Source organism: Bacteroides neonati (assembly GCF_000499785.1).
Lineage (GTDB): Bacteria > Bacteroidota > Bacteroidia > Bacteroidales > Bacteroidaceae > Bacteroides > Bacteroides neonati.
In genome coordinates, this window is sequence record NZ_HG726020.1 from 910,401 (window position 1) to 934,387 (window position 23,987).

The 23,987-nt window shown below is 44.0% G+C and carries 20 protein-coding genes, 1 pseudogene and 1 riboswitch; of the genes and pseudogenes, 12 read left to right on the forward strand and 9 right to left on the reverse strand.

All coding sequences use genetic code 11. The features are described from left to right. Positions 1 to 4: 4 nt before the first annotated feature. Together TY03_RS06830 and TY03_RS06835 are read right to left on the reverse strand one after the other, a co-directional pair. Positions 5 to 1,273 carry a glycosyltransferase gene (locus TY03_RS06830; protein ID WP_042369250.1) on the reverse strand — a complete coding sequence of 423 codons (1,269 nt, stop codon included), beginning with the start codon at positions 1,271 to 1,273 and terminating at the stop codon, positions 5 to 7. A gap of 14 nt (positions 1,274 to 1,287) precedes the next feature. After that, positions 1,288 to 3,228, reverse strand: a complete 1,941-nt coding sequence (locus tag TY03_RS06835) for a glycogen debranching enzyme N-terminal domain-containing protein (RefSeq protein ID WP_042368484.1) — start codon at positions 3,226 to 3,228, stop codon at positions 1,288 to 1,290. A 168-nt stretch (positions 3,229 to 3,396) separates the two neighbouring features. Here TY03_RS06835 and TY03_RS21785 point away from each other — a divergent pair, with 168 nt between their 5' ends. Continuing rightward, a complete protein-coding gene (locus TY03_RS21785) occupies positions 3,397 to 4,170 on the forward strand; it encodes a rhomboid family intramembrane serine protease (protein ID WP_074434141.1) in 774 nt (257 codons plus the stop codon). A 2-nt stretch (positions 4,171 to 4,172) separates the two neighbouring features. On the opposite strand, the pseudogene TY03_RS22845 reads toward TY03_RS21785, so the two are convergent. The 6 genes and pseudogenes from TY03_RS22845 to TY03_RS06865 all read right to left on the reverse strand — a co-directional run. Beyond that, positions 4,173 to 4,787, reverse strand: a pseudogene (locus TY03_RS22845) (DUF1003 domain-containing protein); the annotation flags it as partial. An 81-nt stretch (positions 4,788 to 4,868) separates the two neighbouring features. Then, a complete protein-coding gene (locus tag TY03_RS06845; protein WP_042368486.1) occupies positions 4,869 to 5,879 on the reverse strand; it encodes an ABC transporter ATP-binding protein in 1,011 nt (336 codons plus the stop codon). Further along, positions 5,879 to 6,853: an iron chelate uptake ABC transporter family permease subunit gene (locus TY03_RS06850; RefSeq protein WP_081713062.1), complete on the reverse strand. Its 975-nt coding sequence runs from the start codon at positions 6,851 to 6,853 to the stop codon at positions 5,879 to 5,881. Before TY03_RS06850 ends, TY03_RS06845 begins: the two co-directional genes overlap by 1 nt. Before the next feature lie 58 nt (positions 6,854 to 6,911). Continuing rightward, complete coding sequence (locus TY03_RS06855) at positions 6,912 to 8,039, reverse strand: ABC transporter substrate-binding protein (RefSeq protein ID WP_042368489.1); 1,128 nt, start codon at positions 8,037 to 8,039, stop codon at positions 6,912 to 6,914. After that, a complete protein-coding gene (locus TY03_RS06860; RefSeq protein WP_042368492.1) occupies positions 8,036 to 9,160 on the reverse strand; it encodes a YncE family protein in 1,125 nt (374 codons plus the stop codon). Before TY03_RS06860 ends, TY03_RS06855 begins: the two co-directional genes overlap by 4 nt. A gap of 29 nt (positions 9,161 to 9,189) precedes the next feature. Beyond that, the gene (locus TY03_RS06865) at positions 9,190 to 11,211 is read right to left on the reverse strand and encodes a TonB-dependent receptor plug domain-containing protein (protein WP_052332414.1); all 2,022 of its coding nucleotides are present in this window, start codon (positions 11,209 to 11,211) and stop codon (positions 9,190 to 9,192) included. A gap of 58 nt (positions 11,212 to 11,269) precedes the next feature. Next, a riboswitch (cobalamin riboswitch) is annotated at positions 11,270 to 11,481 on the reverse strand. A gap of 128 nt (positions 11,482 to 11,609) precedes the next feature. Here TY03_RS06865 and TY03_RS06870 point away from each other — a divergent pair. The 8 genes from TY03_RS06870 to TY03_RS06905 are packed head-to-tail and all read left to right on the forward strand — an operon-like array spanning position 11,610 to position 21,042. Then, positions 11,610 to 14,351, forward strand: coding sequence for a TonB-dependent receptor (locus tag TY03_RS06870; RefSeq protein ID WP_042368494.1), 2,742 nt, complete (start codon positions 11,610 to 11,612; stop codon positions 14,349 to 14,351). Between the two features lie 53 nt (positions 14,352 to 14,404). Beyond that, positions 14,405 to 15,631, forward strand: coding sequence for a DUF4876 domain-containing protein (locus TY03_RS06875; protein WP_052332443.1), 1,227 nt, complete (start codon positions 14,405 to 14,407; stop codon positions 15,629 to 15,631). 25 nt (positions 15,632 to 15,656) lie between these two features. Then, positions 15,657 to 17,195, forward strand: coding sequence for a DUF6850 family outer membrane beta-barrel protein (locus TY03_RS06880; RefSeq protein ID WP_148335593.1), 1,539 nt, complete (start codon positions 15,657 to 15,659; stop codon positions 17,193 to 17,195). A gap of 37 nt (positions 17,196 to 17,232) precedes the next feature. Continuing rightward, positions 17,233 to 17,823 carry an OB-fold nucleic acid binding domain-containing protein gene (locus TY03_RS06885; protein WP_042368497.1) on the forward strand — a complete coding sequence of 197 codons (591 nt, stop codon included), beginning with the start codon at positions 17,233 to 17,235 and terminating at the stop codon, positions 17,821 to 17,823. Next, the gene (locus TY03_RS06890; protein WP_042368498.1) at positions 17,807 to 18,376 is read left to right on the forward strand and encodes a PepSY-associated TM helix domain-containing protein; all 570 of its coding nucleotides are present in this window, start codon (positions 17,807 to 17,809) and stop codon (positions 18,374 to 18,376) included. The genes TY03_RS06885 and TY03_RS06890 overlap by 17 nt, the downstream gene beginning before the upstream one ends. Positions 18,377 to 18,423: 47 nt before the next feature. Further along, on the forward strand, positions 18,424 to 19,308 hold the full coding sequence (locus tag TY03_RS06895) for an ABC transporter ATP-binding protein (protein ID WP_042368499.1): 885 nt from the start codon (positions 18,424 to 18,426) through the stop codon (positions 19,306 to 19,308). 6 nt (positions 19,309 to 19,314) lie between these two features. Beyond that, a complete protein-coding gene (locus TY03_RS06900) occupies positions 19,315 to 19,983 on the forward strand; it encodes a hypothetical protein (RefSeq protein WP_042368501.1) in 669 nt (222 codons plus the stop codon). Positions 19,984 to 20,004: 21 nt separating this feature from the next. Continuing rightward, the gene (locus tag TY03_RS06905; RefSeq protein WP_042368503.1) at positions 20,005 to 21,042 is read left to right on the forward strand and encodes a DUF4857 domain-containing protein; all 1,038 of its coding nucleotides are present in this window, start codon (positions 20,005 to 20,007) and stop codon (positions 21,040 to 21,042) included. A gap of 483 nt (positions 21,043 to 21,525) precedes the next feature. Here the strand turns inward: TY03_RS06905 and TY03_RS06910 are convergent, their stop codons facing one another. Further along, on the reverse strand, positions 21,526 to 22,125 hold the full coding sequence (locus TY03_RS06910) for a MarC family protein (RefSeq protein WP_042368505.1): 600 nt from the start codon (positions 22,123 to 22,125) through the stop codon (positions 21,526 to 21,528). A 188-nt stretch (positions 22,126 to 22,313) separates the two neighbouring features. Here TY03_RS06910 and TY03_RS06915 point away from each other — a divergent pair, with 188 nt between their 5' ends. The 3 genes from TY03_RS06915 (at position 22,314) to TY03_RS06925 (ending at position 23,982) form a co-directional block, all read left to right on the forward strand. Then, complete coding sequence (locus tag TY03_RS06915; protein WP_081713084.1) at positions 22,314 to 23,000, forward strand: Crp/Fnr family transcriptional regulator; 687 nt, start codon at positions 22,314 to 22,316, stop codon at positions 22,998 to 23,000. Between the two features lie 108 nt (positions 23,001 to 23,108). Then, the gene (fldA, locus tag TY03_RS06920) at positions 23,109 to 23,615 is read left to right on the forward strand and encodes a flavodoxin FldA (protein WP_042368509.1); all 507 of its coding nucleotides are present in this window, start codon (positions 23,109 to 23,111) and stop codon (positions 23,613 to 23,615) included. Between the two features lie 19 nt (positions 23,616 to 23,634). Beyond that, positions 23,635 to 23,982 carry a DUF2023 family protein gene (locus TY03_RS06925; protein ID WP_042368511.1) on the forward strand — a complete coding sequence of 116 codons (348 nt, stop codon included), beginning with the start codon at positions 23,635 to 23,637 and terminating at the stop codon, positions 23,980 to 23,982. The last annotated feature ends 5 nt before the right edge of the window (positions 23,983 to 23,987 follow it).

Sequence of the window (23,987 nt, forward strand, 5' to 3'; positions counted from 1 at the left end):
TTTATTATTTGTAATTTTTGATAACTGCATCGTAGATACCACGTACTTTGTATCCTACCGTTTCCCACTTAATCTCATCGACCTCTTTTTTACCCTCATTACGCAGGTATTCGTATAAAGCCGGATAGGTACAAATAGAATAAATGGCATCGGCCATTGCATTGATATCCCAATAATCTGTTTTGATACATTTTTCCAAAATCTCGGCACAACCGGATTGTTTAGAAATGATAGTAGGCACACTACACTGCATGGCCTCTAGGGGTGAAATTCCAAAAGGTTCGGAAACCGATGGCATGATGTATACATCACTCGCTTTCAATATTTCGTAAACCTCCTTGCCTTTCATAAAGCCGGGAAAATGGAAGCGATCGGCAATTCCACGTTCGGCAGCCAAACGAATCATTTGATTCAACATATCACCATTGCCAGCCATCACAAAGCGAACATTATTCGTTCGCTTCAGCACCATAGCGGCTGCTTCGACAAAGTACTCCGGACCCTTCTGCATCGTGATTCTTCCTAGAAATGTGACGATCTTCTCGTTCGTATTTCTTTTTGGAGCAATCTCAAGAATCTCCTGCGATAAAGGTGAAACGGCATTGTGTACTGTCGTTACCTTCTTGGGGTCTTGGAAATACTTATCGATAACCGTTTGACGGGTCAGTTCGCTCACACACATAATATGATCTGCATGGTCCATACCATTCTTTTCGATGGCGTATACTACCGGGTTTACATTTCCCCGGCTACGATCAAAGTCGGTAGCATGTACATGAATCACCAGTGGCTTGCCGGATACTTGCTTGGCATGAATACCGGCAGGATACGTTAACCAATCGTGCGAGTGAATAATCTCGAACTCTTGCTGACGGGCAACAACACCGGCTACTATGGAGTAATTATTAATCTCTTCGTGTAGGTTATCGGGATAACGTCCGGAAAACTCAATACACCCCAGATCATTGGTATTCAAATAATTAAAATCGGCATAAATATGATCTCTAAGATCATAATAAAGTTGCGGATCCATGTAAGAACCCAATCGTCCGTTTACATAATCCCAGTTTACATTTCGCCATACTACCGGCGTACTATTCATACCCAGTATTCTCAGAAAGCTCTGATCTTCGTCTCCCCAAGGCTTTGGTATACAAAAGGTTATTTCCATATCCTCTTGCATGGACATTCCTTTGGTCAGACCATAGCTAGCCGTACCTAAACCTCCTAAAATATGGGGAGGAAACTCCCATCCAAACATTAAGACTTTCATTTTCTTTCCTCCTTTCATAAATTATATTTAGACAATAGTTTCAACACACGCAGAATCTCGGCTACATTCATTGCAAACGAAACCGCTCCACGTCCTTTGAAAGGTGGATTACCATCGAATAGCTCGGGAAGAGAACCGATACAGTGACTCGTCATTTCATCTTCGAGACCAATCAGTTGACGTTCAACAAACGAGATACCACTTATTTTATAAACTCTCAGGTAAGCTTCCATATAGAATCCCATTAACCAAGGCCAGGCAGTTCCCTGATGGTAAGCATAGTCGCGCTGCATCTGTGGCCCTACATAATTGGGGTTATAACCACCACTCTTTGGACTCAACGTACGAAGTCCCTTCGGAGTCAGTAGCTCTTTGGTTACAATATCGAGTACTTTTTTCTTTTGTCCTCTTTCGAGTGGAGAATAGTCAAATGCTACCGTAAATATCATATTGGGACGTACGCTCCAGTCCATCATGTGTCCATCTACATAATCGAACAAATAACCATATTCGTTCAAAAAGATATCGACAAATGATTTGGCCGTTATGGCAGCCTGTGTGTCTAGCGAATCGGCAAGGCAGTTATTACCTCCTTCACGCATCAAATCGGCGATAAAACGAAGTGCATTGTACCACAAGGAATTTAGCTCAACTAAATAGCCCGAACGAGGGGTAACGGGACGTCCATTTGCTATCGAATTCATCCAACTAATCGGTTTATCCGCACCGTTGGCATAAAGCAATCCGTTTTCGTGAAGAAACAGATTATCGTGTCTTCGCTGGCGAATGAACTCCATGATATCTTCGAGCAGTGTGCCATATGTGTGCCGGCATCGCTCACGGGAAGTCTCTTTGGCATACTGTTGAATAGCCCATACCGCCCATAGTAATACATCTGGGTCGCTCATTTCGTATATTTTACAGTCCAAAGGCTCCTCATTGATAAAGTGGCGTATCGCTCTTTCGGCTGTTTTCATCACATCCTCAAACTCATCTACTTCATCAATGGCCAAGGTAAGTCCGGGCAATGATACAAATAAATCGCGTGCACGACATTTAAACCAAGGATAGCCGGCCAGTAAATAATGATTTTCGCTTTGTTTATTATGGAATTGATGAGCAGAGTTTTTCAAGCAATGATAAAAGCTATCGCGAGGTGTACGATCGGCAACTTCGGCATCAAACATCGCCTTTAACTTACGGGGAGAGACTTCTGAAATTCCGGCAGAGAAAATGATACTTTCTCCTTTTTTAATACTGACTTCAAAAAAGCCAGGTACATAGAGGTCTTCATTGAAATCATAGCCCCTCTCCTGCTCTTTTGTGTATTCAATCCCTTTGTACCAATTCGGATCAAAATGAAATTCATTTTTTTTATTCACCTGCATAAAAAGTTCGGGATATCCGGGATACATGCACGTCTTAATTCCATTCTCAACCTGTTGATACTCTCGATTTGCCTGAGCATTTTCGTGTGTATATTCACGTACGCTTCTGAATGCTAAGAAAGGTCGAAAACGTAAAGTGGTAGCCGAGTGAGCATCAACCAATGTATATCGAATTAAAATTCGATTTTCATGATGAACGAATATTTTCTCTTTACGTAAAATGACCCCTCCTACCCGATAGGTCGTTGCCGGAATACGTTCGCAGTCGAACTCGCGGATGTACTTATGTCCTTTCGGGCTATAATTATCTCCTTGATACTTATGCAATCCAAGATTAAATTCAGCTCCATGCTGAATGACCGTTTCATCCAAAGAAGATAGTAGCACATGATTCTCATCATCCAAATTGGGTACAGGAATCACTAATAAGCCGTGATATTTCCGCGTATTACAATCCACAATCGTTGTACAATGATAAGCACCCGATTTATTTGTCCGCAGAATTTCTCTCGGTAGAGATTCTTCCAGATTAATCATCAGAGTCTTGTCGAATCGTAAATAACTCATAATTGTGCGTTATTAAAGGTTAATTATTTTGGTTATTACCCCATCACAATGAAGTATGATGCCCAAAAATACAAATTATAGGTAGAAACAAAAACAAAATATGCTTTTATTTTTTGTTTCACTATAAATATTCGTAGCATTGTAATAAATTAGCAGAAAACAGATGAAATGAAACCCGATATACGACATATTATCCTGGCAGGCATCGTGCCATTGTTCCTTATTTTTATTCTATACATGATCAAGATATGGGAAACAGGAATGGACTGGCAATTCACTCAGTTAGGAGTTTACCCTTCCGAGGTAAAAGGATTGTTGGGTATTTTTACATCCCCTCTAATACATAGTGGATTTACACATCTTATAGCCAACAGCTTACCTCTATTTTTCCTCTCATGGTGTTTATACTATTTCTATCGTGATATTGCTTCATATATATTACTGATTCTATGGATCAGTACCGGAGTATTGACCTTTCTTATCGGTAAACCGGGATGGCATATAGGTGCTAGCGGACTTATTTACGGTTTGGCCTTTTTCCTCTTTCTAAGTGGGTTGTTACGAAAGTACGCTCCGCTGATAGCTATTTCGCTATTGGTTACTTTTCTTTATGGCGGGTTGGTATGGAATATGTTCCCACATTTTACACCTAGCAATACATCATGGGAAGGACATTTAAGTGGAGCCGTATCGGGCGTACTTTGTGCTTTGGCTTTTAGACATTACGGACCTCAACGCCCCAACCCATTTGCTGATGAGTCTGACGAAGAGCCCGAAGAATCATTTGACGAAATACCCGAATCGGAATCTGATGAATACGAGACAGGATCTAATGAAGAGGAAGTTAAGGAAGAAGGGGCTACAGATAAGTTGACTCTATCCAATATGTCTTCAAGATATTCAACCTGCATCTGCTGTACTTCCAGCATACGCTTGTTCTGAATAAATGTCAGATGATCAATCTTTTCGTGTAAAAGCTTAATTTCCAGTTCAGCTTTCAGATTAATTTTATAGTCATTCTCTCCCCTCAATCTATCCTTTTGTTCCAATCTATTTTGACTCATCATAATAATAGGAGCCTGAATAGCTGCCAAACAGGACAGAATCAAATTCAACAAAATAAACGGATAGGGATCGAACGGATGCTTTCCTAAGAACCAAATATTCAGTATAATCCAACCGATAAGTAATAGAAAGAAAAGAATTATAAATTTCCAACTACCTCCAAATGCAGCTATCTTATCTGCAGCACGTTGCCCGATCGTTAGTTGATTTTCCAAAATCGGTTCAACATCTTCCGAAAGTAATTTATTGTTTGTAATAGAATCAACAACCTGACGTTGAACAAGCGAAAGCTCATCTTCCTCCATTGATAAGAGATGCAACAGATAGTTTTTACGCAGTTTATCAAACTCGGCCTTAGATATAAAATCTTGTTGGGTGAATCCGGGATAATTTTCGCGGATATAGGCAAAAAGCGTATCACGCATTTCGCCTCCTTTCACAACATTAGATTCATCGACCAATTGATGTGATATATAACAGGTTACTCGTTGCATACTAAAGTATTTACTATAAAAAAACAAATACTCGTGCAATAAGTTCGATTAAGAAACTATTACACCATAAGAAAAACCGTGTTATAAACTTAGTGCCCGAAGCATGGTTTCAAACGAATTATATTCCACTATTTCATCATCTTGGCGAAGCAGTAACCGGTTACAAGCCCGTACACTCAAACGAGGGAGTTCTGCGTGCGCGTGACTAATAGGCAAACACGAATAGTTGTGGCGATTCAATGCATTGGTTGCCCAATGTAGCAACACTTCATCTTCAGCTTCGATCTCTATCTGCTTGTATCCGTTTACTTTCGGATAATAGATGCCATGCGCATAGTCGAACCGGATGTCATTGTGGGCAAAAAGCGTATCCATGCGGTGATTTAAAATCAAATCTTCGGTCACACCACATTGTAATCCACTTTCGTCGGAGAGCAACCATAGTTTGTCCGAAAGAACCAATGCTTGTTCTATGTCGTGTGTAGAGAGTAATACTGCTTTATGCTGTGTCACAGCCAGATTGTGCAACAAAGTCATAATTTCAATGCGGCTCACCACATCCAGAAAGGCCGTAGGTTCATCGAGCAATATCAACGGGCACTCTTGCACCAATGCTTTGGCAATCATCACTTTTTGTCGTTCACCATCAGAGAGTTCGGCCGTATAGCATTTTGCTTTGTGGGCAATGCCTACTGCCTCTAATGCTTCGTCGATAATGACTTTGTCTTTCGCATGAAGCCGACCAAAGAAACCGGTATGAGGCTGGCGTCCCAAAGCTACCAACTCATATACATTAAGTCCACCGGCTTGTGTTTTATCGGTCAGTACTACACCAATAGTACGGGACCGTTCTCTTTCGGTCATAGCCGACAATGGTTTGCCTTGCAATAAGAGTGCACCTTCCAAAGGGGGTTGCGAAGCAGCCAAGGTACGCAACAGAGTCGATTTACCCGTTCCATTGGCCCCCAACAAGCAAGTCAGTTCTCCGGGATAGAGATTGAACGATAGCTTTTCGTGCACGCGCTTCTCGCTTTTATGCGTTCGATAACCGATACAAAGATCGGTTGCAGTCATTACAGCCTCCTGTATCATCAGTTAAAGTATTGAATTTTGCGTTGGTTAATAATCACATAAATAATAATGGGTGCACCCAGTACCGGAGTAACGGCATTGAGCGGAATGATACCTGCTTCGCCCGGAAGCACACAGATTAAGTTGCAAACTAGTGCAATTACGCCCCCCGTAAGCAAAGTGATCGGAAGCAGAATATTGTGATTGGATGTACCCAGCAACAAACGAGCCATATGCGGAACAGCCAGCCCAATAAAAGAAATGGGACCACAGAAAGCAGTTGTGATAGCTGTTAGCAAGCCCGTAGCCAACAACAACAGATTGCGCGTACGCCGGATGTTTACCCCTAGATTTTCTGCATAACGAGTGCCCAGCAGCATCGCATTGAGTGGCTTGATAAGCAAAACAGATAGAATAAGCCCCAGTAGAGTAAAAAGGGCAAAATAAGGTAATTGCTGTAACGATACGCCACCAAAATTGCCCATGCCCCATATCATATACGAATGTACTCCTTCGGCTGTAGCAAAAAAGTTCAGCAGTGAAATAACCGAAGAAATGATATAACCGATCATAATACCAATAATCAGCAACATGATATTGCTTTTAATCAATGTAGAGAAGAACAGAATCAACCCCATCACCAGCATAGCACCCAGTAAAGCTCCTATCACTACCGAAAAGAAACCAGAAAAAGTAAATACTCCTGCAACCATGCTTCCTCCTCCGGCAAGCATCACTAGAGCAACCCCTAAACTGGAACCCGAGCTAATTCCTAGGATAGAGGGATCGGCAAGCGGATTGTTGAATGCCGTTTGCAGCATCAAGCCGGAACCTGCAAGAGCCGCACCACACAACAAAGCAGTTACGCTTTGCGGAAAACGAGATTCCCATATAATAAAACTCCAACTAGCCTTTGCCACTTCATTTCCCAATAGAATGTTCCAAACGGCATCGACTGGGATGCGAACCGAGCCAAATAAAAGATTAGCGCCCATCAATACCAAGAGGACAACGACTAATGCAATGCTGTATGTAGTTTCTTTCCGTTTCAAATCAGTCGGCTAATTTAGTGAAATATTTTAAATCATAATACGTTAACAGCGACGGATGAAATATTTTTATCAAATCTTTCAATAGCCATTCCGGATGAAAAGGATAATCTTCGTAAAAAGACACCTTTCCGGTATTGCATCCATAGATTGCTCGTTCCTTAAAAGGACGAAAACCGGCATAAGGAGCATATTCTTTTTCTATCTCGCTGTATGTTTTATCCGACGGTTGATTGTATTTAATCAACCAAATGTCGGCATTATGTCCTTTATCAAATACAGTCTCAAAAGCCAATGCCACCGATCCGCTATGAGTATCGTCGGCAAAGAGATAGCAACCTCCCGCATCGGCGTAAAAGCCAGCCGTTGTACTTTTTCCTCCGGGAACGTACCAGGCCGAGCTACTCTTCAGTTCACTGATCACCGTAGGCGCATCCGTTGCATTATTTGCCAGTTCGCGCAATGTTAGATACTCTTTCTCGACCTGTGTAAAGAGTGTTTCTGCCTCTTGCTTCCGACCGAAAAGCATTCCATAAAAGCGCATCCACTCAGCACGACCCAGCGGAGAAGTCTCCATGTAGTCGGCACATTCAATGATGGGGATATTCAATTTCTCAATCCGCCCGTATCCACCACTATTCTCAAAAGGCGATAATAAGATAGCATCGGGATGCAGATCGATGATCTTTTCAATATCGGGACTCATACCATCACCCGTATCTACGATCTTTCCGTCGCGACATCCGTCTTGTATCTCTTTAATTTTGATATACTTTAAATCGCACACTCCACCGATATTGCCTATTGCACCCAGTTGTTGCAGTAAACTGCAATGCACAGACGAGTAAACAACTGCCTTGGTGACAGGTGTTCTCACTACCGTTCCTTTAGGGAGTACGGCCGGTAGCGGCTGCTTTTTATCGACCAATACATACGTGTGCAGCACCTTCGTCGTATCCCAAGGATTACGCAATTTAGCTACCGCATAATCATCATATTCAGTCAAAGAAAGATTGGTTGCGTAACGCAGATCAGCCGGTATACCTCCTGTATCTGCCAAAGAGTCCTTACTCTTTCCGCCACAGGCAGAAAGAATAAGGACTGACATTACTATAATTAAAAGATGCTTCATTTATTATTTAAAAAGATCATCTTCACAGGATTGATGCCACCACAATCAAACTTTTCTATAAACGTGCCATTAGCACTAAAGCGATATGCATCTCCATTCGATGTAAAATCGGAAGTAGTCACATAGATATCACCATTCTCATCATCAATGCTAATACCCATTAGGCTTTTCCGGCCCAGCTCTTCGGGCATATTCTGAAGAAATGTCTTCTTATTCAACGTATGATTTTTGGCATTATACGTAAAAAAGGTGTTTATCGTCTCTTTAGTCGTCCAATTGGTTTTAGAATCAATCAGATAAATCAAATCATTACGTTCTGCAAACAAAGATGCGTCAGCAATTACTTCATACCCTTTCTCACCTGTTTTTGGATCGGTAATGACGCGTTGAAATGTTTGTGGAATATCTCCCCAGTTTCCAAACGAAATCAGGTATATTTCATCATTTGCTTCAAGCAGCAAGTTCGGATTAACTGTAACTTCAATGTCTTTCTCTTTCTTGAAAGTAGCCATATCAATCACTGATACAGTAGTACCGCTACCCCATCCCGAGTTGGCCACATACAGCTTATTACCTTCCTCAATAATCTCTTCGGGATTCTTTCCAACAGCTACATAGCCTTCAATGGCTAATGTATTGGCATCAATTCGAGCCACTTTTCCACTGTACAACGTAACATAAATTTTTCCGTTATCAACAGCCATGTAGCGAGGGGCACCATCGGTTTCTGTGAACGAGATTCTTTGTTGCTCCACACCTGCTTCATTCAATTTAATCAGCAGTTTAGACCCATACATTGTTATGTATATATGTCCGTTGTACTTTATAATATCTTGTCCCACATCACCAAGTTCTTGTCCGTTTTGTAACTTATAGATATTAGTGATGAAGTTATCTTTGCTATCGGCTGCATTTTTATCGGGAGCATAAAAAGCCAGACCAGCATTATTTCCTCCATTCTTTCCCTGGTTTAGAATAAAGGCACGATTAGCAGGTAACTCTACTTTAGAGCCTTCATCATTAGACCAATCATCTTGATCATTATCACTGCTACAAGCAGTCAATGCTGCCGACATTGCCAGTACACATAGTGTACTAAATAATAAACTTCTTACTTTCATTTTTATTTCCTTTTTTGATTTATATTTATTTAAAACTCAATACGCCCCGTAACCCGAAACGAACGTCCCGGCATTGGGTAGTATTTAATGATATCATATTGTTCATTGGTCAAATTCACTAATTCGGCTTGCAGAGTCAACTTACAGCTCTTAAGCAGGAAACTACGAGAAGCCGAAAGGGTGTGTTCTAAGTATCCGTCAATCTGGTTCTCGACCAAATTTTGTGGCAGGCTGTATCGCTTGCCTACTCCTGTCAAACTATACCCTAAATTAACCCAATCATTCTCCGCAAGTAAACCTATATTTCCACTATGCTTAGGCGAATAAGGTATTTGTTCTTTATAGTTTTTTGCTGTAGGGTCAGTTACATCAATCGCCTTCTGATATGTATATCCCGCAGTAAACAGTAGTTGGAGTCTATCACTTACCGACATACCGGTTCGTAACGTTACGTCTATTCCTGTAATGTCTACTTTGCCAAAGTTCATCATTTTCCATACGTATGTAGATGGAAATGCAACAATTTTATCGTTTACTTTATTATAGTACCCATCAACGGTTACCATCACATAGTCAGTAAAAGAAAAAGGTGCACCATTCCATGTTATGCCTACATTGTATTCTCGGGCTTTCTCGGGACGCAGTCCGGTATTCCCCATACGCAAGTAATAGAGGTCATTGAATGTAGGCACCCGGAACGTATCTTTATACATCAACCTCAAATAAAGAGATTGCTCTGCAAAAGGACGATACATCAGCGAGAAAGCAGGACTTAACCGACGGCGATCTGCCGGTTTTTCTCCTTGTTTCACATGCTCTGTTACCCACGTATTAACCGCAGTTGCCGTAGCAGTAAGTCCCTTCCACCGGTAGCGGATGTTAAGAGCCGACAGAGAAGTGAAACGTACCGGACTGGGAGAATCAGGCAAATTATTATCGAGTGTATTCACCGCCACATCCGTAGCCAGCGAAGCAGAAAAACCAGCAAACGGCTGATAAAGGGCGGTAGCTGAAACATAATATTCCTGTTGCTTGTTTCTATCCGTCTGCTTACCACCTTCGTACTTAACATCGGTATCTTCGTATTTATTCCATGAATAGTTATATTTCGCTTGCAGTTGCAACGCCCATTGCTGCGAGAAGTACTTTTTGTAACGAGTTTGCACAAAGAAGTTCTTGTCCCACAATCGTTCATTCGCCTGATCATTGTAGAGTACAACCGACCCAGGAAGTCCACGCTCGGAATCATAGTAATATGCTTTCATGTCAACGCGGCTGCTATCTTTAAGTGTACAATAAAGATTTGCCTCCGTATGCCAGGACTGAATATCAGAATTCTTCCTCTTTTCTTTCGTTGTATATTTGCCATTTATTAATGTAAACGGGTATCCACCATCGGCTCGTAAAAAATTACCGCTAATACTATACGTTGTTCGAGGGGCAATACGCTGTACCCACTTTAGCGAGGGATTTAAAAATCCGAAAGAACCGGTCTTCAGTTGCGCTTTAAGCAAATGAGATTTTTGGGTACCATCCAATGGATTGCGACTATAAACAGAGAGTACGCCAGCCGAAGCAAATAAGCGTGCTGATTGCATCAAATTATTGTCTTGCCCGATTGAGAGAGAAAGTAGATCCACATCATCCAGCGAAAAACGTCCGATATCAATCTGTCCAGCCTGACAATTACTCACAGCAACACCATCATAAGCGACCGCTGTGTGTTCAGCTCCAAGACTACGTACCGAAATTGTTTTCAATCCACCAATTCCTCCATAATCTTTCACACTGGCTCCTGTAAACCGACGTACGGCATCGCCCATGTTTTGCAATCCCAGTCCTTCTATTTCTTTTCTATTTATTGTCTGCAGGGGCGAAGCTACCGCCATACGTTGCGGAGTGCGTCGCGCCTTCACCGTTACATCCTGCAATTGATGCACTTTATTCGTAATAGTATCACTCTTCTGTTGCGCCTCCAACCCCAAAGGAAGCAGACACAGCAGGCAGAATGCACGAAACCACAGCTCACGGGCCAGGTTAGTTATTCTCATATAAACGAACATTAAATTGAAACATAGTTTATCCCGACGCTCTTTCCTCGAAAGCAACAGGCATTGACTTCGTTTTGCAGGTCTTCTGACTTACTCCGTAAATTTACCCGCCTTCCCACCTTAATATATGGCAGTGGCATAAAGTGATTGGTAAACCGTTCATCAATGGAGTTCACAGCAGCGGGACTGTTCGGGATTTACACCCGATTCCCTTTTCATCCGGAGCTTCGCCAAGGAAGCTTCTTCGGAACAAAACGTTGCAAAGGTAGGAAGAGGAATTCAAATATACAACTATAAGTAGTACCTAATAGGTATTAAAATCACTAAATATACCTAAAGATGATGATTGACTTCCGATGGCAGATAGTGTACCTTTGCAAACAAAATTACTAAGCACAATGAACAGGTTTTCTTCACTGATTATATCGATACTTTTAGGTGTACTACCCGCTGTTGCCCAGCAGACTTACACGATGACGGGTACAGTACGCGATGCAGAAACGAAGGAAGCATTGAGTTTTGCCACCATTCAACTAAACTCTTTAAAGAAAAATGACTATGGAGCCATTACTGCAGCCGATGGTCATTATAGCCTCATCGGGTTACCTGCCGGAACGTATACCGCGACTGTCTCTTACCTCGGATATCAGACATATATAAAAGAGGTTACCATTATAAAAAATACCTCCCTTACTTTTTACCTCACCTCTTCGGCCACCTCTCTCAACGAAGTGGTTATCACCGCTTCCGAATCAAAGGGAATCACCAGTGCATCTAAAATAGGATTAACGGCCATGAAGCATCTGCAACCCACCAGTTTTACCGACTTACTCGAACTGCTGCCGGGAAGCAAAGCAAGCGTACCTGCCATGGGAGCTGCCAACCTTATTCACTTACGCGAAGCAGGTAGTACCAGCGAAGCTATCTCTTCTTTGGGAGTGGGCTTTGTAGTCGATGGAGCTCCGGTCAATACCGATGGCAATTTGCAATATGTACCAGGTACCAATCAGTTCAATCAGGCACGCGAATCGGTTTCGAGAGGTGTGGATATGCGTACCCTTTCTACCGATAATATAGAGAGTGTGGAAATTGTGCGAGGCATTCCTTCTGTAGCCTATGGCAATCTGACCGGAGGTGTGGTACTTATCAATCGTAAACAAACAGCATCACCCCTGACAGCACGCTTCAAAGCCGATCAGTATAGCAAATTGTTCTCGGTAGGAAAAGGATTTCGCCCTACCGATGAGCACAATGTGCTCAACATGGATCTCAGTTATCTGGACTCAAAGGTAGATCCACGCAACAGTCTTGAGAACTATAAACGCATCACAAGCTCCCTGCGATGGAACGCCGACCGCATGCCGGGACATCATAAAACGATGAACTGGAACCTTTCGGCCGACTATACAGGTTCGATTGATGATACGAAAACAGACAAAGACATCACCCTGAAAGAGAACCGCTACCGAGCTAGTTACCACCAATTTTCGTTGGCAGGACGATGGAACTTGAAGTTTTCGGACACCTCCTTCATCAGAGCCTTGCGTGCCAATGTCTCCTTATCGCAAGAGATAAATGAAACAACCGAAACCAAATCGGTATCGATCGATCGCCCCATGGCCATACCCAGTAGTACCGAATCGGGTGAAGCAGACGGCATCTACCTACCCTACAACTACATCGCAAAGATGGTTATCGATGGTAAACCCTTTTATGTCAACAGTTCTTTCGCAGGCGACTTTGCCTTTCGCTGGTTCCAAAGCACACACCGTTTGAGAGCAGGTTTGGAATGGGCATACAATAAGAATTTCGGAAACGGACAGGTGTACGACGTCACCCGGCCGCTTACCGTTGCCTCCACTACCCGTCCACGGAGTTACCGCGATATACCTGCCCGGCAAACAGCTTCTTTCTACATCGAAGATCAAGTAAAACTCTCTTTGGGCAAGCACCGACTCTATCTGGAGGCCGGTTTGAGAGGCAACACGTTGCTTCATCTATCGAGTCGGTTTGCCATGAAGAGCCGTCTATATCTTGACCCACGCCTAAACCTGCAATGGCGGATGCCTGCCTTCGGAGCACAGAAAGATTGGTTTGTCGACCTATCCGGAGGCATCGGTTGGCTATCGAAGATGCCTACTACGGCACAGTTATACCCCGACTTCAAGTACGTCGATGTGGTGCAGCTAAACTATTATCACAACAATCCCGACTATCGCCGCATCAACCTGAATACCTATAAGTGGGACAATACCAATTACAATCAAGAACCGGCTCGTAACCAGAAATGGGAAGTGCGGCTTGCACTCTCGCACCGGGGAAATGAATTTAGCGTAACCTACTTTCAGGAACGGATGAACAATGCCTTTCGAGACATTTCCTATTACCGCACTTTTCAATACAAGAAGTACGACGTGAGCTCCATTGATCCGTCGACCATTACGGCAAAGCCGGATTTATCGGACTTGTCTTATGTACCCGACACGCTCATCAACACCTTTACACAAAGCGGAAACGGAACACGCGTTCGCAAACAAGGAATCGAGTTTCAGTTTGCTTCACAGCGCATCAAAGCATTGAAAACTAAAATCACCATCAACGGTGCTTGGTTTCGTACCATCTATAGTAATAGTGTGCCGAAATACGAAGAATCGTCCATATTCCTCAACGGAAAACAGTTGAGTTATATCGGTGTATACGACTGGGAGGATGGAACAGAAAAGCAACAATTCAACACCAACGTGATGTTCGACACCTACCTGGAGCGATTGGGATTGATCTTTTCGACCTCTGCCCAATGCTCTTGGTTTAGCAACAGCAAAGCATTGTGGAACAATGGTACCCCTGTTGAGTATATCGACAACACCGGAACGGTACACCCTTTCACCGCTTCAAGTGCCGAAAATGCAGAGTTGCAACATTTAATAACCAACTATTCTGCAGCCTATTTTGATCGTAAAACAATCCCTTTTGCCATGGACATCAATCTCAAGGCAACCAAGAAGATAGGTCGATATATGAATCTGTCATTGTTCGTCAACAAACTGCTCACGGTATATCCCGATTATTACTCGGGCACTCAACTGATGCGGCGCACCTCCTCACCTTATTTCGGTATGGAGGCAAACCTCACCTTTTAATATTTCAGTCAAGTTAATCAACTCATTATATGTTTAATTTAACCATCATAACAATGAAAATGAAGAATTTCAATCTGGCCCTATTGCTGGCCGCTTCGCTTGCCTTTGGGGCTTGCAGCAACAACGAAGAGATCAAGGTGTCGGAAGTAACGCTAGGCATTACGCTGCCTGCTTTATCCGAAGGAACGATTACGCTCAAAAGCGGAACGTACACCTTTACAAACATAAGCAACGGACTGGAAACACCGGTAGATTATGCCGGCACGCAGGTAACACTACCCGACGGACTATACAACGTCAGCTTTATCGGTAAAGCCGATCTTACCACTGCCCAAACCACCGAGGTCAACGTTCAGGGCATTCAACAAAACGTATCGGTTACAGGCGGAGCGATGAATCTGGCTATCACGCTCCATATACGCAATGCGAACGAACAGGGAAACTTCGTGATTGCCGAAGTCTTTTCGGGCGGAACCATTCACCCTACTACCAATAAAGCCTATAATGGCGATCAATACATCCGCATCTACAACAACTCGAACCAAACACTCTATGCCGATAGTTTGATACTGCTCGAATCTGAATTCGTCACAACCCGCAAGCAAGATTACACACCCAATATCATGGGCGAAGCGATGACTGTTCAGGCCATAGCCATGATTCCGGGCAACGGAAAGCAACACCCCATCGCTCCGGGTGCTTACATTACCCTTTGCGATAATGCGACCGATCATTCCATCGAAAATTCAAACTCATTGAATCTGTCGACTGCCGATTTCGAGTGGTATACCGGGTCGACCAATGCCAACTATCCCGATATTGACAATCCGGCAGTTCCCAACCTGGATATGATATATAATTATACTAAAACCATCTGGGTGCTAACCAAACAAGGAAACAGAGCCTACGCTATCGGCCGTTTACCGAAAGGAGTCACTCCGCAAAACTATCTCAAAGACTACACATACGATTGCCACTATACACTTGCCAACGGCAATCCTACCAAAGAGTTTAAATACTACAAGTTCCCCAATAGCTGGATTATCGATGCAGTCAACATGAGCCCTAAGAACAGCTATGTATGGAATGTAGTCGATGCTTCGCTCGACATGGGCTTTACCTACATTAACGCAATGAACAGTACCATCGAAAACGCCGGTAAGGCAGTCGTGCGCAAGATAGCCTATAAAGAAGACAACCGCGATGTATTGCAAGATACCAATAACTCTACGGTCGATTTTACCCCTTCGGTACGCGCCACCCTGCTTCCTAAGCATTAATTCAATCATTATAACTCCACCCTGCATGAAACGATCTGTCTTCCTCTTTCTACTTCTCCTGCCCATGTGCCCGGCAGTTGCTTCGGCACAGTCGGCAGATTCACTCAGCGTAGAACAAAGAAGGTTGCTAACAGAAACCCCCGTTGCCACCTTTGGCGAAACAGCGATTCACAATGCTGCTATGCGTTATCGGCAATACCCGTTCAGCCTCACCACAACGAGTTTGAACCATTACTATGACCAACGGGGCGATGCAACACTCGTACAAGAAGGAACTGCCAGCCGAAACACCTCCCTCGAGGTAGAATCGTTTGTTCAACTCTCGAATAAGAGTAGGGCTTTCGGGCAGGCTTCCTATCGCAACGGACGTCGCGAGCATGTGCGATGGAATGAGAACAGCGACTTTTCTCTCATCTATCCCTATGTAACGGGCGACTCAATCGGAGGATTCATGAAAGAAGAAGAGTATCGATTCATGGGAGGATATGCCCATCGTCTGGGTGCATGGACGCTGGGCGGGCAATTGGCTTACCGGGCCTCTATCGCCTATCGCGATAAAGACCCTCGCCCACGCAATGTGGTGTCAGACCTCGAAGCAAGCATGGCATTGGCACGCTTACTAAACCGTTCGTATACCATCGGCACCTCTGTTCACGCCCGTAAATATACACAGGATAGTAGCATCAGTTTTCTGGCTGATAAAGGTGCTACTTCTGTTTCGCAGATGCTTGGCATGGGAGTTGAGTACATCCGCTTTGCCGGTACACAAACATCGACCCGCCATGCAGGCACCGGAATGGGAGGTAGCGTTGACCTGTCTCCCACTCAAGGTAATGGATTCTCGGCTTCGTTGCGTGGCGATTATTTCCATTTTGTCAAAGAGCTAAACAGCCTCAACTATGCACCGATGGTGGAAGCTACGGAAACAACAATGGCTGTCGATCTGGCATGGACAAAGCAAACAAGAGCTTGGTATCGAGGTCTTAAAATACAGGGAGTGAAAAAAACACGCAACGGAACGGAGAATATCTTCGGAGATGCTTCGGGCAATGTTTATCCGCAGATCAGCAGTGTACAACAATACCGCAGCACAGCAGCACAGCTTACACTGAGCGGTATGGTAGGACAACCCATCGGGCTTAGTCAACGTACGCATGGTTGGGTACTCCTGCCGCAAGTAGGATACGAATCGATCAGCAGCGAGCATAAGGAAGCCGCCCGCCGCTTCGAAGCATCCCATCTGCGTGCAACCATCGAGTTGCAATGGCATTGGCAACTATCCAAGTTATTGTTCACAACAGGCGGTGGTACGGAATACTTAAAAAAGCTCCGAACAGATGGCTTGCTTCCGGGTATTACCTCCAACAGTTCTTCGGGTAAGGCACTGCTGAGCAATATCCAATACCTAAGCGACAGTCACGTTACAGCACGACTATTTGTCCGAGCTGATTATGAATTGACGAGGAGGTATGCCCTTTTCCTATCGGCCGCATATCGGTACCAACACTACCAACGAAGCGGAGAGACACACGCTGGAACAGCCTCGCTCGGCTTCTTATTTTAAAACAAAAATTACTTACTTATTAACAATAAATTAAAAAATGAAACAAATGACTTTTTTTGCCGCTTTAGTGGCAGCGATTCTTCTGGGAACTTCTTGTGGTGGTAACAAAACACAAAACGCTGAACAAGCAGAAACACATACAGCCGATCGGGCAAACAGTGCACTCGAAGTGGACAGCTTGCTGGCTCATGCCGAAACATTGGCCGGCAAAGAGGTAACCATCGAAGGGGTATGTACCCACATCTGCAAACACGGTGGTCGCAAAATCTTCCTCATGGGAAGCGATGATACGCAAACCATTCGCATAGAGGGAGGCAGCGTAGGCAAATTCGATCAGAAATGCGTTAACAGCGTAGTGCGTGTAACGGGTATCTTGAAAGAACAACGCATCGACGAAGCTTACCTGCAAAACTGGGAAGCCCAACTTAAAGCAGCAGCAGCCGAGCAGCACGGCAATGGCGAAGCAGGATGCAGCACCGAGAAGAAAGCCCGTGGCGAAACAGCCAACACACCCGAGGCTCGCATAGCCGACTTTCGCAATAAGATAGCGCAGCGCAAAGCCAGTAACGGAAAAGAATACCTGTCGTTCTACTTCATGGAAGCCACGAACTATGACATTCAGCCTTAACACCTGCCGCAAATGGAGCCGGGTGGTGCACCGCGATCTTTCTTTCTTCTTCTCGGGTATGTTGATCATTTATGCCATTTCGGGTATTGTAATGAATCATCGCGACACGATTAACCCGCATTTCTCGATTGAGCGCAAAGAGTATACCCTTACTCCGCTGCCCACTCCTGCAAAAGAGATCGGGAAAGAGGAGGTAATGACGATACTGCAACCACTCGGCGAAGCAGGCAACTACACCAAGCACTACGCTCCCAAAGCCGGACAGCTTAAGGTGTTCCTCAAAGGGGGGTCGAATCTACAGGTAGATACCGACACAGGAGCAGCCGTTTACGAGTCGGTAAAGCGACGTACCGTGCTCAGTGCCATGACACGCCTGCACTACAACCCCGGACAGTGGTGGACACTTTTTGCCGATACCTTTGCCGTAGGCCTTATCCTTATTACCCTCAGCGGTATCGTAATGCTAAAAGGGAAAAAAGGAATCGGCGGACGCGGCGGATGGGAGTTTGCCGCCGGTATCGCTCTACCGCTACTCTTTCTTTTGTTCTTCTAAAAAGAACGCAAAGCTAATGTTAACGATTAAAAAACAAATACACTGTAATGGAACAGATCATCGAATGTAAAAACCTCACCCACTACTATGGCAAGAGGCTCATCTATCAAGACTTGAGTTTCAACGTACCCAAAGGGCGTATCCTGGGATTGTTGGGAAAAAACGGAACAGGCAAAACCACTACCATCAATATTCTGAGTGGTTATCTTAAACCTCGCTCAGGCGAATGCCGCATCTTCGGCAGTGAGGTACAGAGCATGGACCCTGCCTTGCGACAAAACATCGGACTGCTGATCGAAGGACACGTTCAGTACCAGTTCATGACACTTACCCAGATTGAGAAATTTTATGCTGCATTTTACCCCAACTGGAAGAAGGAAGCCTACTACGAACTGATGAAAAAACTGCAAGTAGCTCCGGGACAGCGCATCTCGCGTATGTCATGCGGTCAGCGTTCGCAGGTAGCATTGGGGCTTATTCTGGCACAGAACCCCGAACTATTGATACTTGACGATTTCTCACTAGGGCTCGACCCCGGTTATCGCCGCCTCTTTGTGGATTATCTGCGCGACTATGCGCAAGCAGAGAGCAAAACCGTGTTCCTCACCTCGCATATTATTCAGGATATGGAACGCCTCATCGACGATTGCATCCTGATGGATTACGGACGCATACTGGTACAAAAACCTGTCGGCCAACTGCTCAACGAAGTACGTCGCTATACCTGTACCGTTCCCGAAGGGTACGAGCTGCCATCCATCGAAGGTCTTTATCACCCATCGGTACTACGCAACACGTTGGAAACCTTCTCTTTTCTACCTCCCACCGAGGTAGAGGCAAAGCTACATACGATGGCCGTGCCGTTTACAAACTTACACTCCGAAAAAGTGAACTTAGAAGACGCCTTCATCGGCTTAACCGGTAAATATTAAAAAATCATGAACGCTATATTTTATAAAGAATGGATCAAAACACGGTGGTATTTTCTGCTGGCCGTGGTCACTACTTTAGGCTTTTCGGGCTATTGCATGCTACGCATCAACCGCGTTGCCGAGCTCAAAGGAATCGAACACGTATGGGAGGTCATGTTGCAACGCGATGCCATCTTCATTGATCTGCTGCAATTCGTTCCGTTGCTGGTAGGTATACTGCTGGCAGTGGTTCAGTTTGTACCCGAGATGCAACGCAAATGCCTCAAGCTCACCCTACATCTCCCCTATCCGGCCTTACGGATGATCGCCACCATGTTGCTGTCGGGAGTTATGCTACTGCTGATCTGCTTTGGCAGCAATCTACTATTGATGGATACTTACCTAGGATCTGTATTGGCTCCCGAGTTGAAAGCCCATATTTTACTAAGTGCCCTTCCATGGTATCTGGCAGGCATAGCAGGTTATCTACTCATTTCGTGGGTCTGTTTGGAACCTTCCTGGAAACGAAGACTACCTAACCTACTCATTGCCGTTCTGCTGTTGCGTGTGTTCTTCCTTTCGTCGACACCCGAGGCCTACAACTCCTTTCTGCCTTGGTTGGCGGTGTATACCTTACTAACAGCCTCATTCACCTGGATCTCTATTGTACGATTCAAAATGGGCAAACAAGATTGATAATTCCTAACAACAACAACTATGACTCGTTTTAGCAAACTATTTTTATATTTTACCGTTGCCCTGTTGCTACTTTGGCAACTGCCGTGGTGCTACCGTTTCTTCACTTCAAAAGCCGAGAAATCTCCTTTCACGCTCTACAGCACCGTTATCGGCGATTTTGTTCAGATGAGCCCCGAAGGCGACAAAGGATTGGTTCGTCGCGATCTGAAGGGGAATCTCTATACACAGGCTGAATTTGACAGTATTCTGCCCCTGTTTTATGCCCGCCAACTAATGGCCGACGAACGTTTTCCCGACAGTATTCGTGGTGTAGCGGTTACCCCCCGAATGGCTCAGGTAGAGAGCTTTACCTTTCGGGTTATTCCGTCGGATATCAATGCGCCTCACATCGGGCTCTATCCATTGTTAGAGTCTATGTCGGGCCGGGTAGATCTGAAAATGCCCGACGATGTATTCCGTATCACCAACCGCGGCATCGAGTTTGTCGATATCGCTTCCAACAGCATCGACCTGCCCAAAAGCAAACAGTTCACCCAAGCGATGCTTCGCAAGGGATTTCGCTTTCCGGCACTCGAAATAGCCGGAAACCCTACCACACGCAAAGAGTATGACGAAGGGTATCTGCTACTCGATGCAAACCGTCAACTGTTTCACCTGAAAAAGACCAAAGACCGCCCATACGTTCGCAACGTTCAACTACCCCACGGGCTGCAATTGGAGCACCTGTTCGTGACCGAGTTCAAGAACCGCCGAACACTGGCTTTCATGACCGATACGGATCATGCATTTTATGCCCTCAACAATAAAACCTATGAGGTGGTGAAAATTGGCGTACCGTCTTATGACCCGCAAACGGAGGCGATAACCATTTTGGGCAATATGTTCGACTGGACCATACGCATTGCATCAACCCAGACAGATAATTATTATGCCGTACGTGCCGATGATTATTCGCTCATCAAAAAGTTCGAGAATCAATCGACCGAAAGCGATCATCTACCTTCGCTTGCCTTTACCTCGGGGATGGATAAGTTTGTGAAATTACGCGTTGAGTAATTAACACTTTTAACTATTTTATTTCCTGCCAATATCTTTCTTTGCAAGAGTACGTATTCCTATCAGATAAGAGTACGTACTCTTGCTGGCAAAGAATACGTTATTAACACATGCTTAAATAGGAAGTCATGCGAGGCAAGAAAAGGTTATTTTCAATCGTTTGAACAAACGACATATTCATCTATAATACAGATATTTATAGAAAAACACACTTATTAATTGACTGTCATTCTCTTTGTTTGCCCTGTTCTTGTTTTTTTTATTTATCGATACTTGCGAGAGCAATACTTATGCATAAGATAAATAATAAAAAGAAGTCATCATCCAAGATTACGATGTAAATGGTTCTCTATGGGTGTTGGCACAAGAGAACAACATTCCACTCAGAATAATAAAATTGGAAACGATAGAAATTTCTGATAACAGCTATCAGTATATGCACAGCCTGCCGGTTTACTAAGTTTTTGAAAGCCGATGATATGCTCAATGTGTTTGAACCGCCTCTATCAATAAAGTGATATTACTCATAAACAGCTTCACCGAAATAGCAAGCAGAATAATACCGAAGAATTTGCGAATGAGATAAATTCCTCCTTTGCCCAGGAAACGTTCGACACGTCCGGTCATACTCAGCACAAAATAGACCCAAATCATATTGAGTATCAAAGCAATTACAATATTCATACTGGCATATTCGGCTCGCAAAGAGAGCAGTGTAGTAAAGGCACCGGCACCAGCAAGCAACGGAAAGACTAAAGGGACTAAGGTAGCCTCTTTGATGGGGCCTTGGTTTTTAAATATCTCGACATCGAGCAGCATCTCGAGAGACATAAGGAAGATAACCAATGCACCTGCCACGGCAAACGATTCAATATCGACATGGAAAAGTTTGAGCATAAAATCGCCTGCATAAAAGAAACCAATCATCAGCCCAAAAGATATTAAGGTAGCTTTTAACGCATTGACACCCTGCCCCCGCTCTCGTAGATTGATGATAATGGGAATGGAACCAATAATATCGATAACGGCAAACAGTACAATAAATGCACTAACCATCTGCTGAAGATTAAAGTCTGCAAACATAGTATCCTCCTTTTTTATGCAAATATAGTTTATTTATATGCACGCTCCAAGTGTTCGTTTTCTGAATTGCGTTCATAATTAAGAAATAATAAAAAAAACAAAAAGAGAGGAGCTACAACTACAGTAAGCCGCTATTATACCTACCTTTGTGCCTACAAATTAGAAGATTAAGTAAAATGGACACCACAATGTATGATACTCTTTTGCAATTACCTTTATTCCAAGGTCTTTGCCACGAAGACTTCAGTAAGATACTGGAAAAAGTAAAATTGCACTTTCTGAAGTACAAGGCAGGAGATGTAATTATGGAAAGCAGAAGTTCTTGTGACCAACTAATCTTTCTACTCAAGGGCGAAATTTCGTCCATGACAACCTCGCAGGATGAGACTTACACCATTGTAGAACATGCCGAGGCACCTTATGTGATTGAGCCGCACGCACTGCTGGGAATGAACATCAACTACGCCTCTTCGTATGTGGCTCGTACCGAAGTCAATGCCATAAGCATCAGCAAATCTTTTGTGCTGAATGCATTGCTCAATTACGACATCTTCCGCTTGAATTATATGAATTTTATCAGCAATCGGGCACAGGCTCTCTACGCACAGCTATGGCAAGAGGCTCCGTTGGATCTGATCGACAAGATTGTACGCTTTCTTCACATGCATATTGAAAAGCCACAAGGCGAGAAGATTATTAAGGTAAAAATGGAAGATTTAGCGAGCTATCTGGACGACACGCGATTGAATGTATCGAAAACACTGAATATATTGCAAGAGTCGGGCTTATTGTTGCTACGCCGAAAAGAGATTGTGATTATGGATACCGAAAAGCTAATGGACTGGAACGAAGCCCGAAAAATCGAAATGAAGTAACTACCTACCTACTTAGCGTTAAGAACCAACGCGTTATTCATGATAAATGGGTATTTCAGATGTAGCATAACCAGTCTATATTTGCATCATCACAAATATAAATTGATTATGAGTAAAATTGGTGTATTTTATGGTTCCACAACCGGAACAACCGAAGAGATAGCCCAACGCATTGCCGAAAGGCTGAGTGTTTCTACAAATGATATTCACGATGCTTCGAAGCTCAACGAAGAGATAGCCGGAGAGTACGATGTTTTGGTACTGGGAACTTCAACCTGGGGAGCGGGTGAACTGCAAGATGACTGGTACGATGGTATCAAAGTGCTTAAAAAGATGGATCTTTCACAGAAATCAATAGCGTTGTTCGGGTGTGGAGATGCAGACTCGTACAGCGATACGTTTTGCGACGGTATGGGCATCTTATATGAAGAGTTGAAGTCAAGCGGTTGCCGGTTTATCGGGGCAACAGCCATCACCGGATACACATTTGATGCATCTACAGCTGTCGTTGACGGAGCATTTGTAGGCCTACCATTGGATGAGGTAAACGAGGATGATAAAACTGCGGAGCGTATTGCTCGGTGGACAGAAGAGTTACAAAAACAAATTCATTAACCGCAAACGACCACACATTATGGGCAATGGAGGAAATATCCCGGGAGAGGTGAAAATATTCATGAATCACCTGTATGAGTTCAAAAAGGGCGTACGCAATATGGTGCTTTATACGGTGAAGCGGGAGCATGAGGGGTTTATGACACAGCGATTGGAAAATCAAGACATCAGTTACATTATACAGGAAGTGGGGGAAACTAAAATCAATCTTTTCTTTGGTAAACCGGAATGCTTGGAAGCCATCAGACACATGATTCTACGTCCGCTAAACCAATTAACCCCCGAAGAAGACTTCATACTGGGAGCCATGCTGGGATATGACATCTGCCAACAATGTAAACGGTATTGCGGAAAAAGAAGAGCATAAAAAAA

Bases quoted from the DNA above. Each gene is read 5' to 3' on its own strand.
- TY03_RS06830 (WP_042369250.1), bottom strand. From the start codon at position 1,273: ATGAAAGTCTTAATGTTTGGATGGGAGTTTCCTCCCCATATTTTAGGA.
- TY03_RS06835 (WP_042368484.1), bottom strand. From the start codon at position 3,228: ATGAGTTATTTACGATTCGACAAGACTCTGATGATTAATCTGGAAGAA.
- TY03_RS21785 (WP_074434141.1), top strand. From the start codon at position 3,397: ATGAAACCCGATATACGACATATTATCCTGGCAGGCATCGTGCCATTG.
- TY03_RS06845 (WP_042368486.1), bottom strand. From the start codon at position 5,879: ATGATACAGGAGGCTGTAATGACTGCAACCGATCTTTGTATCGGTTAT.
- TY03_RS06850 (WP_081713062.1), bottom strand. From the start codon at position 6,853: ATGGGCGCTAATCTTTTATTTGGCTCGGTTCGCATCCCAGTCGATGCC.
- TY03_RS06855 (WP_042368489.1), bottom strand. From the start codon at position 8,039: ATGAAGCATCTTTTAATTATAGTAATGTCAGTCCTTATTCTTTCTGCC.
- TY03_RS06860 (WP_042368492.1), bottom strand. From the start codon at position 9,160: ATGAAAGTAAGAAGTTTATTATTTAGTACACTATGTGTACTGGCAATG.
- TY03_RS06865 (WP_052332414.1), bottom strand. From the start codon at position 11,211: ATGAGAATAACTAACCTGGCCCGTGAGCTGTGGTTTCGTGCATTCTGC.
- TY03_RS06870 (WP_042368494.1), top strand. From the start codon at position 11,610: ATGAACAGGTTTTCTTCACTGATTATATCGATACTTTTAGGTGTACTA.
- TY03_RS06875 (WP_052332443.1), top strand. From the start codon at position 14,405: ATGAAAATGAAGAATTTCAATCTGGCCCTATTGCTGGCCGCTTCGCTT.
- TY03_RS06880 (WP_148335593.1), top strand. From the start codon at position 15,657: ATGAAACGATCTGTCTTCCTCTTTCTACTTCTCCTGCCCATGTGCCCG.
- TY03_RS06885 (WP_042368497.1), top strand. From the start codon at position 17,233: ATGAAACAAATGACTTTTTTTGCCGCTTTAGTGGCAGCGATTCTTCTG.
- TY03_RS06890 (WP_042368498.1), top strand. From the start codon at position 17,807: ATGACATTCAGCCTTAACACCTGCCGCAAATGGAGCCGGGTGGTGCAC.
- TY03_RS06895 (WP_042368499.1), top strand. From the start codon at position 18,424: ATGGAACAGATCATCGAATGTAAAAACCTCACCCACTACTATGGCAAG.
- TY03_RS06900 (WP_042368501.1), top strand. From the start codon at position 19,315: ATGAACGCTATATTTTATAAAGAATGGATCAAAACACGGTGGTATTTT.
- TY03_RS06905 (WP_042368503.1), top strand. From the start codon at position 20,005: ATGACTCGTTTTAGCAAACTATTTTTATATTTTACCGTTGCCCTGTTG.
- TY03_RS06910 (WP_042368505.1), bottom strand. From the start codon at position 22,125: ATGTTTGCAGACTTTAATCTTCAGCAGATGGTTAGTGCATTTATTGTA.
- TY03_RS06915 (WP_081713084.1), top strand. From the start codon at position 22,314: ATGTATGATACTCTTTTGCAATTACCTTTATTCCAAGGTCTTTGCCAC.
- fldA (WP_042368509.1), top strand. From the start codon at position 23,109: ATGAGTAAAATTGGTGTATTTTATGGTTCCACAACCGGAACAACCGAA.
- TY03_RS06925 (WP_042368511.1), top strand. From the start codon at position 23,635: ATGGGCAATGGAGGAAATATCCCGGGAGAGGTGAAAATATTCATGAAT.